General features: G+C 55.4%; 13 protein-coding genes. 7 read left to right on the top strand and 6 right to left on the bottom strand.

Features of this window, described 5'->3' with window-relative positions; translation table 11 throughout:
• Positions 1-280 precede the first annotated feature (280 nt).
• On the top strand, positions 281-2,392 hold the full coding sequence (fusA, locus tag LAO76_20320) for an elongation factor G (protein ID MBZ5493271.1): 2,112 nt from the start codon (positions 281-283) through the stop codon (positions 2,390-2,392).
• Positions 2,393-2,716: 324 nt separating this feature from the next.
• Here fusA and LAO76_20315 read toward each other — a convergent pair whose 3' ends face one another.
• Positions 2,717-3,100 carry a hypothetical protein gene (locus tag LAO76_20315; protein MBZ5493270.1) on the bottom strand — a complete coding sequence of 128 codons (384 nt, stop codon included), beginning with the start codon at positions 3,098-3,100 and terminating at the stop codon, positions 2,717-2,719.
• Between the two features lie 256 nt (positions 3,101-3,356).
• On the opposite strand from LAO76_20315, the gene LAO76_20310 reads away from it, so the two are divergent.
• The gene (locus LAO76_20310; GenBank protein MBZ5493269.1) at positions 3,357-4,367 is read left to right on the top strand and encodes an NADP-dependent oxidoreductase; all 1,011 of its coding nucleotides are present in this window, start codon (positions 3,357-3,359) and stop codon (positions 4,365-4,367) included.
• A 72-nt stretch (positions 4,368-4,439) separates the two neighbouring features.
• Here the strand turns inward: LAO76_20310 and LAO76_20305 are convergent, their stop codons facing one another.
• Positions 4,440-5,444, bottom strand: a complete 1,005-nt coding sequence (locus tag LAO76_20305; protein ID MBZ5493268.1) for a DUF362 domain-containing protein — start codon at positions 5,442-5,444, stop codon at positions 4,440-4,442.
• Between the two features lie 81 nt (positions 5,445-5,525).
• The gene (locus tag LAO76_20300; protein ID MBZ5493267.1) at positions 5,526-6,395 is read right to left on the bottom strand and encodes an esterase family protein; all 870 of its coding nucleotides are present in this window, start codon (positions 6,393-6,395) and stop codon (positions 5,526-5,528) included.
• Between the two features lie 115 nt (positions 6,396-6,510).
• Here LAO76_20300 and LAO76_20295 point away from each other — a divergent pair, with 115 nt between their 5' ends.
• Complete coding sequence (locus LAO76_20295; protein ID MBZ5493266.1) at positions 6,511-7,296, top strand: enoyl-CoA hydratase/isomerase family protein; 786 nt, start codon at positions 6,511-6,513, stop codon at positions 7,294-7,296.
• 17 nt (positions 7,297-7,313) lie between these two features.
• Here LAO76_20295 and LAO76_20290 read toward each other — a convergent pair whose 3' ends face one another.
• The 3 genes from LAO76_20290 to LAO76_20280 all read right to left on the bottom strand — a co-directional run bounded on the left by LAO76_20290 (position 7,314) and on the right by LAO76_20280 (position 9,947).
• Positions 7,314-7,838, bottom strand: coding sequence for a GDYXXLXY domain-containing protein (locus tag LAO76_20290; GenBank protein MBZ5493265.1), 525 nt, complete (start codon positions 7,836-7,838; stop codon positions 7,314-7,316).
• Complete coding sequence (locus LAO76_20285) at positions 7,835-8,980, bottom strand: DUF2157 domain-containing protein (protein ID MBZ5493264.1); 1,146 nt, start codon at positions 8,978-8,980, stop codon at positions 7,835-7,837. The genes LAO76_20290 and LAO76_20285 overlap by 4 nt, the downstream gene beginning before the upstream one ends.
• A 145-nt stretch (positions 8,981-9,125) precedes the next feature.
• Positions 9,126-9,947, bottom strand: a complete 822-nt coding sequence (locus LAO76_20280) for an energy transducer TonB (GenBank protein ID MBZ5493263.1) — start codon at positions 9,945-9,947, stop codon at positions 9,126-9,128.
• 375 nt (positions 9,948-10,322) lie between these two features.
• Between LAO76_20280 and LAO76_20275 the strand changes: the two genes are divergently transcribed.
• From LAO76_20275 to rpsI, 4 genes are all read left to right on the top strand, one after another.
• On the top strand, positions 10,323-11,198 hold the full coding sequence (locus tag LAO76_20275) for a hypothetical protein (protein MBZ5493262.1): 876 nt from the start codon (positions 10,323-10,325) through the stop codon (positions 11,196-11,198).
• 83 nt (positions 11,199-11,281) lie between these two features.
• Positions 11,282-11,521 (top strand): hypothetical protein, encoded by a 240-nt coding sequence (locus LAO76_20270; GenBank protein MBZ5493261.1) that lies wholly within the window; start codon positions 11,282-11,284, stop codon positions 11,519-11,521.
• A 762-nt stretch (positions 11,522-12,283) separates the two neighbouring features.
• The gene (rplM, locus tag LAO76_20265; GenBank protein MBZ5493260.1) at positions 12,284-12,730 is read left to right on the top strand and encodes a 50S ribosomal protein L13; all 447 of its coding nucleotides are present in this window, start codon (positions 12,284-12,286) and stop codon (positions 12,728-12,730) included.
• Between the two features lie 223 nt (positions 12,731-12,953).
• Complete coding sequence (rpsI, locus tag LAO76_20260) at positions 12,954-13,349, top strand: 30S ribosomal protein S9 (protein MBZ5493259.1); 396 nt, start codon at positions 12,954-12,956, stop codon at positions 13,347-13,349.
• Positions 13,350-13,454: the final 105 nt, after the last annotated feature.

Raw genomic sequence — 13,454 nt, 5'->3', positions numbered from 1 at the left:
ACGCGGCATAGGGGCGAGATTCCCTGATAACAGTACGGAGAAAGACGTTCAGAGTTCCTTCAATCCCGGCGATTTTTGGCAGTGCTGGCATTTTCGGCGCTTTCGCGCCTCCCCTTCCCAAAACCCGCGTCCAGCGGGATAATATCTGTTTAACAGGCACTTATCTTGTCCCGCTGGAGCCCCGGACCCTCTTGACCAACAGCTAGCAGTCCAAGTAGAACTCTTCAGATTTCGAATTGCCTGCTAATCTGGCCGGGCCCCGTTTGTTGAAGGAGGCACTTTGAAGGTTTACGAAGGCAAGGACATCCGCAATCTCGTCGTTATCGGTCACTCTCACTCCGGCAAGACTTCCCTGGTTTCCGCGATGCTGTACACGGGCGGCGCCACGCCCAAGCTGGGCCGCGTGGACGACGGTTCCACGGTTACCGACCACGATGAAGAAGAGATTTCGCGCCAGATGACCATCTCCACGGCCATTGCCTCCGTGGAGTGGCACAACACCAAGATTAACCTGTTTGATTCGCCGGGCTTCACCATGTTTGCGCATGAGGCCAAGATTGCCATGTCCGCGGCTGAAGCGGCGCTCGTTGTGGTGGATGGCGTTTCCGGCGTTGAGGTAGTGACGGAAAAAGTCTGGCAGTATGCCGACGAGATCAACCTGCCGCGCGTGATCTGCGTGAGCCGCATGGACCGCGAACGCGCCAATTGGGAAACGGCGCTGGAAAGCCTGGTGAATGCTTTCGGCCGGTTGGTGGTTCCAGTGCAGATTCCCATCGGCAGCGAGAAGAGCCTGAAGGGCGTAGTGGACTTGGTGACGATGAAGGCTTACACCTACGAGATGGGCGGCAGCGGCAAAGGCAAAGAAGGCCCAATTCCTGCCGAACTGGAAGCGGCCGCCAAGGAAGCGCATGAAAAGCTGGTAGAGATTGTTGCGGAAGGAAAAGACGAGCTGATGGAGGAGTTCTTTGATAAAGGCACCATCGCCGAAGAGCACCTGATTCCGGCGCTGCATGAAGCCATCAAGGAAGACAGAATTTTCCCGGTGCTGTTTGCCTCCGGATTGGGAAACATTGGTACCGACCACTTGCTGGATTTTGTCGTCGATTATTTTCCTACCGCCGCGGAGCACGCCGCAGTACACGCCGATCCAGCCACAGCTTCCGGCAATGGTCATGGAATTGACCTTCAGGTGAGTGATAAGGCCCCTACTTCGCTCTATGTCTTTAAGACCGCCAACGATCCGTTTGCCGGACGCATTACATTCTTCAAGGTGTTTTCCGGCGTGGTAAAGAATGATGCCACGCTGCAGAACTTTACGCGCAGCACGTCAGAAAAACTTGCGCATCTCTCCATCCCGCAGGGCAAGAACCTTGTCCCGGTGACGGAACTGCATGCCGGCGACGTGGGCGCGGTAGCCAAGCTACGTGACACTCTTACCGGTGACACGATGGGAGACAAGGCCAATCCCATTCGCTTTGCCGGCGTCACGCTGCCGGAACCGGCGATTACGTTCGCTATTGAGCCTAAGAGCCGCAATGATGAAGACAAGCTTTCCAACGGCCTGCACAAGCTCATGGAAGAAGATCCCATGGTGCGCTTCTTCCGCGATGAGCAGACCAAGGAATTCCTGATCGCCGGTACCGGACAGCAGCACATTGAGGTGATGGTCTCGAAGCTGAAGCGCCGCTATCACACTGAAGTTATTTTGAAAGCGCCGAAGGTCCCGTATCGTGAAACCATCCGCGGCAAGGCGGATGTGCAGGGCCGCCACAAGAAGCAGAGCGGCGGTCACGGCCAATACGGTGACTGCAAGATCAAGATGGAACCGCTGGAGCGCGGCAAAAACTTTGAGTTTGTGAATGACATTTTTGGCGGAGCCATTCCCAAGAACTACATTCCCGCGGTGGAAAAAGGAATTGTGGAAGCGGCGGCGCGCGGATATCTGGCCGGATTTCCCGTGGTGGATTTCCGTGTGATCCTGTATGACGGCAGCTATCACGACGTCGACTCAAACGAAATGTCCTTCAAGACAGCGGGCCGCATCGCTTTCAAGAAAGCCATGGAGCAGGCCAAACCCACGCTGCTGGAACCGATCATGAAAGTGGAGATCACGATTCCAGACGAGTTCGCAGGCAGCATCATGGGCGATTTGAACTCGCGCCGGGGACGCATCCAGGGCATGGACAACAAGGCCGGCAAGACCGTGGTGAAAGCCGAGTGCCCAATGGCGGAAATGCTGACCTATGGCGCTGACCTGACTTCCATGACGCAGGGCCGCGGCAGCTTCAACATGGAAATGTCGCACTATGACTACGTGCCGGCAGTGTTCCAGGAAAAGATCATTGCGAACTATAAAGCAGAGCGCGGCGAACTGGTGGAAGTGGAAGAGTAAGAATGATTTGGTAATTGGGTAAGTTGGTAATTGAAAACGGGCCGCGAGTGCGCGAAGGAACACGAATTGACGGCACAGAATAAATTCGTGGAATCAGCGTCCAGTCGCGACTATTCTAAGCTGTCGCTGGAAGAGCTGATCCGGAACATCCAGCAGAAATTTCCTGCCATTCAGGTTGGCCGCTAGCCGCCTTTGCCGTTGTCCACGTCCGCAGCCACCAACAATTCAAAGCGCACTTCACCAGCGCACTTTGCGCAAGGCGGGAAGTGGTCTCCCGCCTTGAAGCTGGCCCGGTGAGGCAAGCGGTGTTCGGCGTGCGAGACTCTATATATCCCCGCCTTGGGGACTACCTGCCCAGGTTTGTAAACAGTCTTGCTGGAATCGGAAGCCATGCGCTCGACCGAGTTGCATGGGGAACGTAGAAGTTGGAATCTGCATCTTGTAGGAAGGGTTGTCCGTTCCCGGCGGATCTTCCTGGAAGTCTGGATCTTCAGAAATGTGGGGAACGAGTTCCAGAATTCTGTAGCGGACCATTTCTCCGCAACGCCGGCAAAAAGGAAAGATAGAGTTGCGCATCAGGATCACGCTGGCGCGTGGCTCGTCGTGATGGCATATCTCGTAAATCCCCGATTGCTCGATCAGCTCTCCAGGAGCCAGCGTGCAATCACTCTGATCATATGTTTCTATCTTAGTGTCATTCAATTCCATGATGATTTCTTTTTTCTGTGTCCTTCCTTCCGCCCCAAAGGCGCGATCACAATGGGAGCAACTCGGCCAATCAAAAATGGGATGCGTTGAGGGTAGCCACAAGTTGGAGCGTTCAGGTTTAGACAAGAAGTTTTGCGATTTTGTTTTCAGGCAACCCCAAGCTGCAGGCGCATACAGCAGCTCTGCAAAGTCGGCAGCGACGCGTGACGGCCCAACGAATTTCAAACTTGAAATTTTGTGATTACAATCATCCACTATGCCTGCAACTAATCATCAATTTCGTCTTGCAACCCGTCCCGTGGGCCTGCCCAAGCGCAGCGACTTCAATTACGCGGAAGAACCGGTGCGCAATCCGGGCGCCGGCGAGATCCTGGTCAAGATTCTTTACGTCTCACTGGATCCGGCAATGCGCGGCTGGATGAATGAAGGCAAATCGTATATCCCGCCGGTTGGTATTGGCGAAGTGATGCGCGCGGGCGCTGTAGGCCGCGTGATCGCGTCACAGAATCCCGGCTTCGCTGTGGGCGACCACGTGGTGGGAATGTTTGGCATGCAGGAGTACGCGCTTTCAGACGGCAAAGGCGTGACCAAAGTCGATCCCAAGCTGGCGCCGCTGCCGGTCTTTCTGGGAACGCTGGGCATGCCCGGTCTTACCGCGTACTTTGGTTTGCTGGAAGTTGGAGCGCTCAAAGCCGGAGACACTGTGGTGGTTTCCGGAGCGGCGGGCGCTGTGGGTATGCCTGTGGGACAGATTGCAAAGATCAAAGGAGCGCGCGCGATCGGGTTGGCTGGCAGCAAGGAAAAATGCGACTACGTGGTGAAAGAGCTGGGCTTTGATGCCTGCATCAACTACAAGACTGAAGACGTGAAAGCCGCACTGCGGCAGCACTGCCCCAACGGCATCAACGTGTATTTTGACAACGTGGGCGGCGAGATCCTGGACGCTGCCCTGGCCCAATTGGCGCGTGGCGCGCGTGTGGTGATTTGCGGCGCGATCTCACAGTACAACTCCACCACCGGCGTGAAAGGCCCACAGAACTATCTTTCACTGCTGGTGAACAGCGCGCGCATGGAGGGCTTTGTGGTTTTCAACTATGCAGCGCGCTATGCGGAAGCATTGCGTGAAATGGCGGGCTGGCGCGCTGCGGGCAAGCTGAAATCGCGCGAAGACGTTGTCTCCGGACTGGAGACTTTCCCAGAGACCCTGCTCAAGCTCTTCACCGGCGAGAATTTTGGCAAGCTGGTGCTCAAGGTCGCGGACAACTAGACCAGTTTCGGAGGCTTGCACAGACAGGAGTGTCTGTGCCACATTTCTGTTCCAGACCGGCTCCGAAACTGCCTAAGCCTTGCCGTCGTCCAATACCGCGCGAATCTGCTTTGCGAACTCCGCGCTCTCGCGGTCGCCGGTAACCAGTTCAATCTGCTTTGGGCTGCTCACGCCGATCTTCAACTGCACAGCGCGCGCAATCTGCTCCTGATCAAAGATTGCGCCCTGGCTTACTTCCGGCGTGGTGCCAAAGTGCCGCAGCAGGGCCACGCCAACCGCATCAATGGCCACGCGGTCTGTCCCGGCAAGAATCACGTTGGACTCAACCATCTTTCCGTGGTCCGGACCGCCATTGGTAAATGCCTGAACGCCATCGAGCAGAATCAAGTCAGGTTTATAGGCGGTATTGATCTCGGCGATCATGCGGCGTTGGTTCGGCGAGGAATGCAGCTCTCGCATGAAATTGTAAGAATTCCCGGGAACCTGCTTGGCCGCAAACCCGACAGAATTCTTGAGCGACAGCGTAAAGTGGCCGCCGAAGCGATGCGTCTTGAGGCAGCAGGTTTGGACCACGCCGCCGGCCTTGCGGACAACGCGCGGCAGAGCAAAGCCCTGCTCCCAGTGGCTGTCTTGCGGCTTGAGCAGCTCCCAATCGTTTGAAGCGAGTTCATCAAAAACCACAACCTGTGCGCCGAGTTCCTTTCCCATCTGGAATGCGCTCTTCTTGCCCATGACCTCGCGCGTATCGCCCATGCCGCTGCGGTCGCCCAGCGTGAGCGGCCCAGCGCCCATGGCTTTGAGCTGGCGCAGCAACGCGGCCAATGTTTCTTCACTGGTCGAGCCCGGAGTGGGATCAGAGCTGTTGAAGTTGGGCTTGATGAACAGATCTTTGCCGTGGAATTTATCCATGCCTAGCAGTTCGATGGCGCGCTTTACTCCAGCAGCGCGGTCCGTGGTCTTGACGAAAGCAACGTGAGAGACAGAAGGAGCAGAGTCAAATCCGTGCAGCAGAGAAGGCGCGAACATCACGGCGCCCAGTGTGGTGGAGGCATCTTTGAGGAACTGTCTGCGATTCATCGGAGTCACCTCTTTCGATTCGCTTCTGATATTGGACACCCGCAGGCGGCAGAAAGGCAAGCAGGGGCAGATATGTTTCGATCACTCTGGACTCAGGTGGTTGATTGCGCTTTTCATCAGATCAGGAATGTTGCGGTTCCACTGGTTCCAGTCGTGTCCTCCGACGACGGTGTGGAACTCATAGCTGAAATGCCTTGTTTGCAGCATGGCAGCGAATCTGCGGTTGGTGGGCAACAGGCCTTCCTGGTCGCCACAGGTAAGAAACAGATACGGGGCAGTAGGTGGATCAACGGAGCGGATAAGGACAAAGGGATCACTGGCCCGGCGGCTCTGACTTCCCCACGAGCCAAAGATAGAGCTGTGCTGACGGTATTGTCCGACACGTTTGATAGAGAAAGGGCGGCTGGGAACATCGAGCGCTGAACTTAGTCCGCCGGCAAAAACAAACAGGTCAGGATGCTTGAGAGCAAGCACGATTGCCCCAAAACCTCCCATGGAGACACCTGCTATTGCTCGGTGTTCGCGATCAGACGCGGCAGGAAACCGGCTCTCCACATCAGCGATGAGGTCATGCACGATGTAGTCTTCATAGCGATCCTGCCGTCTATCGGCTGAGTTTGTGTAGTAAGAGCTGTTGCCTTCCGGCATGACCAGGATCAGGCCGCGCTCAGCATAGCCAGCAACGTCAGAATAGTTTGACCAGTCATGAAAGCCACCGCCACCGCCATGAAGCAGGTAAAACACGGGGAGCCTCTGGTTAGCGGGGATGTTTGCCGACACGATTACTCGGTACGGCATGTCTCGGTTGAGCGCGGCAGAGTGAAATGTCACGTCGATCATCCTTACGCCGGAAGTGAGGCGGGGATGATCTGGCGGAGCCGGTTGTTCATGTTTGGTACATGAAGTGGTAGCGCCGAGGGCAAGAAGCAAAAACATCGCCTTATAATTCATCTTCGTCTTCGAGCGCATACCTTGAAATGAGTGAATGACAGCAACATTAATCAACCTGAAACAAGTGGTCAATCCACACAATTGAATTCGCTGCAGAAGCGGTCAAGGAGTAAACATGTCTAACGATCCCGTCCTTTTTGAAGTTCGCGATCAAGTTGCTCACGTCACCCTTAACCGCCCGCAGGCCGGCAATGCGCTTGATCTGGAAATGGCGAAGCAGTTGATGGCGGTGGCCTTACGCTGTGAAGGCGATGCGAACGTGCGCGCGGTCTTGCTGAAAGGCGCAGGCAAGAGTTTTTGTGCGGGCGGTGACGTGAAAGTCTTTGTGGCGCAAAAAGAGTTGCCGGCTTATCTGCGCGAAATCACTTCGTATCTGCATCTGGCCATCTCACGCTTTGCGCGGCTGGATGCGCCGGTGATCGCGGCGGTGCAAGGATCGGCGGCAGGCGGCGGTTTCAGCCTGGCGATTTCCTGCGATCTGGTGATTGCCGCCGAATCGGCGAATTTTCTGATGGCCTATTCGAAGATCGGCATGGCGCCCGATGGCGGCTCGACATATTTTCTGCCCAGACTGGTGGGACTCAAGCGAGCGATGGAGCTGGCGCTGACGAATCGCGCGCTGTCGGCGCGGGAAGCTTGCGACTGTGGAATCGTGACGGAGGTTGTTGCGCCGGAACATTTAGAGTCGCGAGCAGAAGAGCTGGCTCGCTCTCTGGCGCAAGGTCCGACGGGCGCATTTGGATCGACCAAGCGTCTTTTGCACGGCGGATGGAACCAGACATTGGAAACGCAGATGGAACTGGAAAGCCGCGCCATCGCAGAAGCGGGCGGGACTGCGGATGGACAGGAAGGGATCAGAGCTTTTGTAGAGAAACGGAAAGCGCGGTTTGGGGGAAGATAACGCACCGCGCTTTCAAATCACCGATAAGTGAGCGGCGTCCATTCGCTGCCGCGTTTGATGGCGAGTTGAATGGGGCGAGGCGGACCTTTTTTGGGTACCGTGACCTCTGCCCAAAGTTCGCCATCTCTGCCCACCCGCGGAGCGTCAGCGTGCTCGGGAAGAAAAAATACGACTGGAGAGGACAGCACAGAAATATCACCGCCGCGATTGCGCTGCCAGCCCCAGGAATTGATCGTCATCCCGGTGGGCCGGTCAGTTTTGTGAGCCACAAGCCGGCCGTTCTCCACCGCCAGGTCCACATAGTAGCCGCCGTTATACAGGCCCGGATTCTTAGGGTCCGGGGGCTGCACGGGTTCTGCGTTGTGGACTTCGAGGTTGAGCGTGAGGTATCGCCCGCGGATCGGGAGGTCGGGATCAAGAGAGGCGGTGCGCACCCAGACGCGGGGCCTGGTAGCGCGGTCATAAAGCAGTTTTCCGCCCACGCTCAGAACGATCAGGATTTGGATGACGGCAACCGCCAATCCTTTTTGAAGAGTTTTCATCGGCTTGCTCCTGCTGCCGCGGCGCGGGCAATCAAATCACCGCGCAGCCGGTTGAGGACCCAACCTCCGGCAAGGAAAATTACTCCGAGCAAAATCAGGCCCATGGAGCGGCCAAGTTTATCCAGGACGTTGGAGAAGTAGAAGGCAATCAAGTCAATGGCGAACACAGCAGTTCCGTAGTTGATAAAGAGTTTGCGGTTTTCGTGTACGCCCCAATAGCAAAGCGCGCAGGCACCCAAGGCCACCCAGAGATAGATCCAGGGGCTTGATTCAACTTCCTTTTTGCTGCTCAGGATCGCGAGGAGGAAGACCCAGACCGCTGCGCCGAACATGGGAATGGAACGTTGCCCTCGCTTGAATGCCGCCAGCAACAGGACTGGCAGGTATGCGCCTGCATAGCCGAGAATTTTCAATCCAATTGGAAAGTTCAAAGACCGCGAATGCCAGCGCCAGTCGTAGGCCGTCTCTTCCGCGGTAAAGATTACGTCAGCAATCATGGGAATCAGCGATAAAGCTCCGACCCAAACCATGCCGAGACGCAAAAGCCGGTTGGGTTCTTTGGGAGCAGCGGTGAAGTAGAGAATTGCGAGCAGGAGAAGGCCCTGGGCAGCGATATTCCATGCGGCGCGGTAACCTTCCGTGGCCAACGACCACTCGCCAGCAAGCCACCACGGCACTAGCACGGCAGCAAGCAGGGCCTGAGGCCACTGGCGCAGCAGCAACCATCCTACGGCAGCACCCAGAGACCACAGCAGCAGGCCGCCGGGCCAATGCTCCTGCAGATTGAAGATTTGGCCCGCCATGTAAATTCCGGCGCCAAGAGAAGCGGTCCCGGCCAGGTGCAGGGCGATGCCGATGGACGGCACTTTTTGGCCGAGAGCGGCGGCTGCAACGTGAAAAATGCCGACCATGGCCAGCACAAGAAGGAAGCGCTGAGAGGGCGCAAGGTCGTCCCAGTGTGAAGCAACGAAGAGCAGGATGCCGGCGCAGAGCATGAGCGCGCCAAAGCTGATGGCGAGAATGGCGGGCCAGCGCAAACCTTTCTTGTCAGCGGCGTTTTCAAAATCGCGGATGCGGGTGGCGGTGAGCGGATCAATCAGGCGCGCGTCCACCCAGCGCTCAAGGTCCTTTTCCCAGGCCATGGATTCTCCTGTGGCGGATTATGCACTAACCATTAGCAAAGGCAAGAGCTTTGAATAGGCGATGGTCGCGGAGCTTGATTGGGCTTGCGTAATGGTGCGGAGGCTTTCAGCAGTAAAGGCGCTGTTTTTTGACGTGTTTACCCACTCAATGAAGATTGAAACTTACCTCGATGCTCATGGCCACAGCGACGGCTTCACCGTTGCGCATTGCCGGACTAAAGCGCCACTGCTTAACGGTTTCCATCGCGTTTTCATCAAGGCCCATGCCCAGAGGTCTATCTAACCTGATCCGGGAAATCTTTCCGGCTTTGTCAATAACAATGCCCAGAACCACGGTCCCCTGATACTTCGCGTGGCTAGCTTGCGCGGAATACTCCGGCTCAGGGGTATATGTTGGCCGGGGAGGAAGTACCTTGTCATTGTTATCGTTGGAACCCGCCGTGTTCGCACTCGCGGGTTTGAACTCACGCTGTGAAACTTTAGAGATCTCAGAGTCTGGAGTGTTGTCATTGGCCCGGCGGAACTCAGGCCTGATGTGGTCAACAGCGTCGGGACCGAGAAAGAAAATCCGGTCCATGATGGCATCCGCCTCGTCCACGGAGTTGAGAGGTTGGTCGAGATGGATTTCTATGTGCCGGGCCTTGCCAAAGGGCATCACAATGACCTTGCCAATCCTTTTCTCCAGGTAGGATGTGGCACCATCCCCCTCCACCCGCAAGGTGTCCGACGAGAGGTCTATTCTTTTAACGGAGATTCCACCGTAAAGAAGCCAGCCCGAACTCTTGGCGATACTGAGAGAGTGGCCGGCGGAATCAAATTTCTGGTCGCCCTTGGTGAGCGGAGAGCGGAGCGCCAGAATCTGGTCCTTGTATTTGTCGTTGAGGGCGTCCTTGAGGCTGTCGGCATGTGCGATAGCGGTTTGGAGGAGAGAAGCGGCCAGTAAGAGGAAAGCTGCTTTGCGATTCATGGCGGGAAGAAGTGTAAAACAGGATGCGTAAAGTTTGGGTGGTTTTTCTTTGGCGCTCCGGCTTCGCCTGCGCGCGGGCCTACGGCAGTAAGGAGTTTGTGGAAAGGGCGTCTTTCGGCACGACTTCGCAGGCCGCCGCTCAAGTTGTGCTGTGACACTCCCTGACATTTCTTCTCGTTTGGAGGCATTTTCGGATGTGTGAGAGGTTCTTATCGATGGTGAAGCCGCTTACCCTCACTATGTTGGCTAGATTTTTGAAATAATATACCCCGTGTTTTATTGCTGGTGAGAGAAATCACTGCGCAACGGTCCTAATGAACAGCTGATTTTTGATATCCTCCTCCCTTTGGGTCGAGCATCCGTATCAGCTTCTTGGTGAGTGAAAAAATGGAGAGGTTTGCCGCCCGTGCTTTCTATCAAATTGGCCGACTCTTAGAGCAGGTCAAGACCGCGCATACTCTCAATATCTCAAAAACTCTACGGCTCGAAGGGGTCAAGCTTTATACGAGTGCCCCAGATGCGACGCTAAGTAGTGGCGACAAAGAGGGATTGGCACTGTTTTACGCCGCCATCAAAGATCATTGTGAAAAGATCGGCCTACAACTATCTGTAATTCATGTTGAGCGGTTAAGCAGCGAGTTGAGCCAGGATGTAACCAACCAAGATGTCGTCACTGGAATAAACGAGCTGGATTCCCGTATTCGCGATGAGATGGATGCACGCTTATTTTTATTTGTAGCACCCGCTCACGCAGAGTTCTATCTTCAAGAAACGGAAGACGAAAAAGCATCCGCCACATTGGTCGGGACCTCGTCATTACGTGACCGGAAAGAAAAGCTGTGGGGAAAAGGCGTACAGGACGCATTTCCATCAACCGCTTTTGATCTCGAAGAAGCCGGGAAGTGCTTGGCGCTTGGCCGGGCCACAGCCTGTGTAATGCATCTCAGCCGTGTGATCGAAACCGGTCTCAAGGCTCTAGTTAAAGAACTCGGATTGCCTGCGCGTCCCGACTGGGGAAGGAATCTAGCCGACATAGACAAAGCGTTGACGGATCGTTATAAGGCGTCCGGCGCAAGAACACCGGATGAGTTGTTTTTTTCTGAAATGGCGGCACAGATCGGGCACATAAAAACTGCATGGCGCAATCCAACCATGCATGTAGACCGTACCTACATAGATGAAACAGCAGAGGAAATATTTATGGCGGTCAGATCATTTATGCGTCATTTGGCGACGAAACTCCACGAGTAATGCCTAATTGATTAGACTTCCCGTTTGTCTTCGATTATGGCATCATTTCTTCAGGAATGTGTGAAGAAAGGACGAAGGCGAATATGGCAACCTGTGTATTCGATGAAATCGAAAGCAAGCTTGAGGCTGGAACCGGGGAAAAGGATGGCAAGAAAGAGGCGTTAACTTCAAGCGTCAACAAAAACGAGAAAGACGCGCCGTCGCCAACCGCTTCTACCCCACAAGGAAAAACATGGGAGCCCAGCGACTTGCTTTTGGCGGGAATCGTGGTAGCCATCGTGATCCTGTCATGCACAGCATTGGTGTATGCTGCTCGACATTAGGTGAAAAGAAAGCCCTGATCCGCTTTTTAGGATTATGCTTCCCGACCCAAGCGAGGAGCATAGTGGGGATGCCACACGAGCAATCGCCACGCGCAACGGAGATTCCGTTGCGTTTTGTGCTTTATGGGTTGTGACCCTCTGCCTGATCTCTCAGCCAAAATGGGGATCAAATGGGGAGGATTTAGACAAAGGGCTTTGTTTGCAACAAGGACGGATGGGGACACGTGGGGAGGAATCGTGTAAGTCCTTTAGAAATGGGGACCAGGGGAGGGGTAGGGTATTCATGGATCCCCAGCTGCACAAGAAATTGCCGTGATCGCCGACATCGCGCGTGATCGGAAAAACAAAAGCTCACCGCGGAGGCGCGGGGACGCGGAGAAGAACAGGATCGGAATGCAGTCCTGTACGACAGAATTCTACAGCGCAGGCGAGGGCGACTGCGGTCCACAGTTCGAGTTACAAGAATAACGCGGCGGAACAGCAAGGATCGGACACAGGCAAGAGTGCCTGTGCCACAAAAATCACAAGGCCTAAGAATAAAGGTCACATGCCCAAACAATGCCGTAATCGGTTAGAATAAGGGCTGCTGGCCGAATGCCCGGGTTGCTTTCCTGGGTGCTGGCGTTGACATATTTGGGGCAAGTTGGGTATTCTTAAACCTTCACTGCTCTGCAGTTGGCCCGCCTTGTGTCTTCCCCGTCAGGAAGTAAGTGGCGTCATCGAGCGGTCTTTCTTAGTGCTTTTATTCTCAGGAGTTTGGAAATGGTAACCCGTTTTCCAGGCGGGCAGGACATTGCGCGCAAATGGTTTGTGGTGGATGCTTCAGGGCAGACGCTGGGGCGGCTGGCCTCGCGTGTGGCCAGCATTCTGGCTGGTAAAGAGTCGCCTCTTTACACACCGTTTATTGACGCTGGCGATCATGTGATCGTAATCAACGCGGGCAAGATCCGCGTGACCGGCATGAAGACCGAACAGAAGATGTATCGGCATTACACGGGCTTTCCCGGCGGACTGCGCGAAGAGCAGTTCCGCAAGCTGTTTGATCGCAGGCCGGACCGCGTGGTGCAAGAGGCGATTCTGGGCATGCTGCCCAAGAACAAGATGGGCAAGGCCATGGGCAAGAAGCTGAAAGTTTACGTCGGCGACAAGCATGATCATCAGGCGCAGAAGCCACAGGCTCTGGAGCTGGCGGGTCGCAAGCAGGCGTAAGAAAACCGGTATTTAGTAGTTGGTATTTGGCAAGGCGTAGGCGATGCGAGCAAGTTGGAATCGGGCAACGCTGTTCGTGGCTTGACGCCAAATACCGAGAGAGTTCGATTCGCAGCCGAGGGCGTCTGCGGTTTACAAGTTTTGGTTTCGGAAAATCGCAGCGGAGAGTGGCTGCGGTCCACAAGATTTGGTTTACAAGATTATTTGGAGCGATTGAGAAAAGATGGCTGAACAAGTTCAGTATTACGGTACCGGACGCCGCAAGTCGAGCGTGGCCCGGGTTTTCCTGCGTCCCGGCGACGGCAAGTTTGTGGTGAACGGGCGCGAATTTGACAAATATTTCCTGACCGGCGCGCAGCGCGTTGAAGTGAAACAGCCACTCGTCACGAGCGAGACCAGCTCCACCTTCAACATTACCGCAACCGTTTCAGGCGGCGGAATCAACGGCCAGGCCGGCGCTTTAAAGATGGGCATTGCCCGCGCGCTGCTGGAGTTCAACCTGGAACTGCGCAAGAAGCTGAAGGCTGAAGGCTTCCTTTCCCGCGATGCTCGCGGCAAAGAGCGCAAAAAGTATGGACAAAAGGGAGCCCGCAAGAGGTTCCAGTTCAGCAAGCGATAATTTTTTGAGCAGGACGGCATTGGCCGTGCTCTGCTTTTGTCTGACCAAGTTTGCTTTTGCTCAACCGTCCTGGGATCCCGAGGGGCGGAACTGAGCGTTTGATCA

This window comes from Terriglobia bacterium (assembly GCA_020072645.1).
GTDB lineage: Bacteria > Acidobacteriota > Terriglobia > Terriglobales > Acidobacteriaceae > Angelobacter.
Note: the sequence above shows the minus strand (reverse complement) of the source record. Positions and strands in the feature narration are given on the sequence as shown.

Bases quoted from the DNA above. Each gene is read 5' to 3' on its own strand.
- LAO76_20315 (MBZ5493270.1), bottom strand. From the start codon at position 3,100: ATGGAATTGAATGACACTAAGATAGAAACATATGATCAGAGTGATTGC.
- LAO76_20310 (MBZ5493269.1), top strand. From the start codon at position 3,357: ATGCCTGCAACTAATCATCAATTTCGTCTTGCAACCCGTCCCGTGGGC.
- LAO76_20305 (MBZ5493268.1), bottom strand. From the start codon at position 5,444: ATGAATCGCAGACAGTTCCTCAAAGATGCCTCCACCACACTGGGCGCC.
- LAO76_20300 (MBZ5493267.1), bottom strand. From the start codon at position 6,395: ATGAATTATAAGGCGATGTTTTTGCTTCTTGCCCTCGGCGCTACCACT.
- LAO76_20295 (MBZ5493266.1), top strand. From the start codon at position 6,511: ATGTCTAACGATCCCGTCCTTTTTGAAGTTCGCGATCAAGTTGCTCAC.
- LAO76_20290 (MBZ5493265.1), bottom strand. From the start codon at position 7,838: ATGAAAACTCTTCAAAAAGGATTGGCGGTTGCCGTCATCCAAATCCTG.
- LAO76_20285 (MBZ5493264.1), bottom strand. From the start codon at position 8,980: ATGGCCTGGGAAAAGGACCTTGAGCGCTGGGTGGACGCGCGCCTGATT.
- LAO76_20280 (MBZ5493263.1), bottom strand. From the start codon at position 9,947: ATGAATCGCAAAGCAGCTTTCCTCTTACTGGCCGCTTCTCTCCTCCAA.
- LAO76_20270 (MBZ5493261.1), top strand. From the start codon at position 11,282: ATGGCAACCTGTGTATTCGATGAAATCGAAAGCAAGCTTGAGGCTGGA.
- rplM (MBZ5493260.1), top strand. From the start codon at position 12,284: ATGGTAACCCGTTTTCCAGGCGGGCAGGACATTGCGCGCAAATGGTTT.
- rpsI (MBZ5493259.1), top strand. From the start codon at position 12,954: ATGGCTGAACAAGTTCAGTATTACGGTACCGGACGCCGCAAGTCGAGC.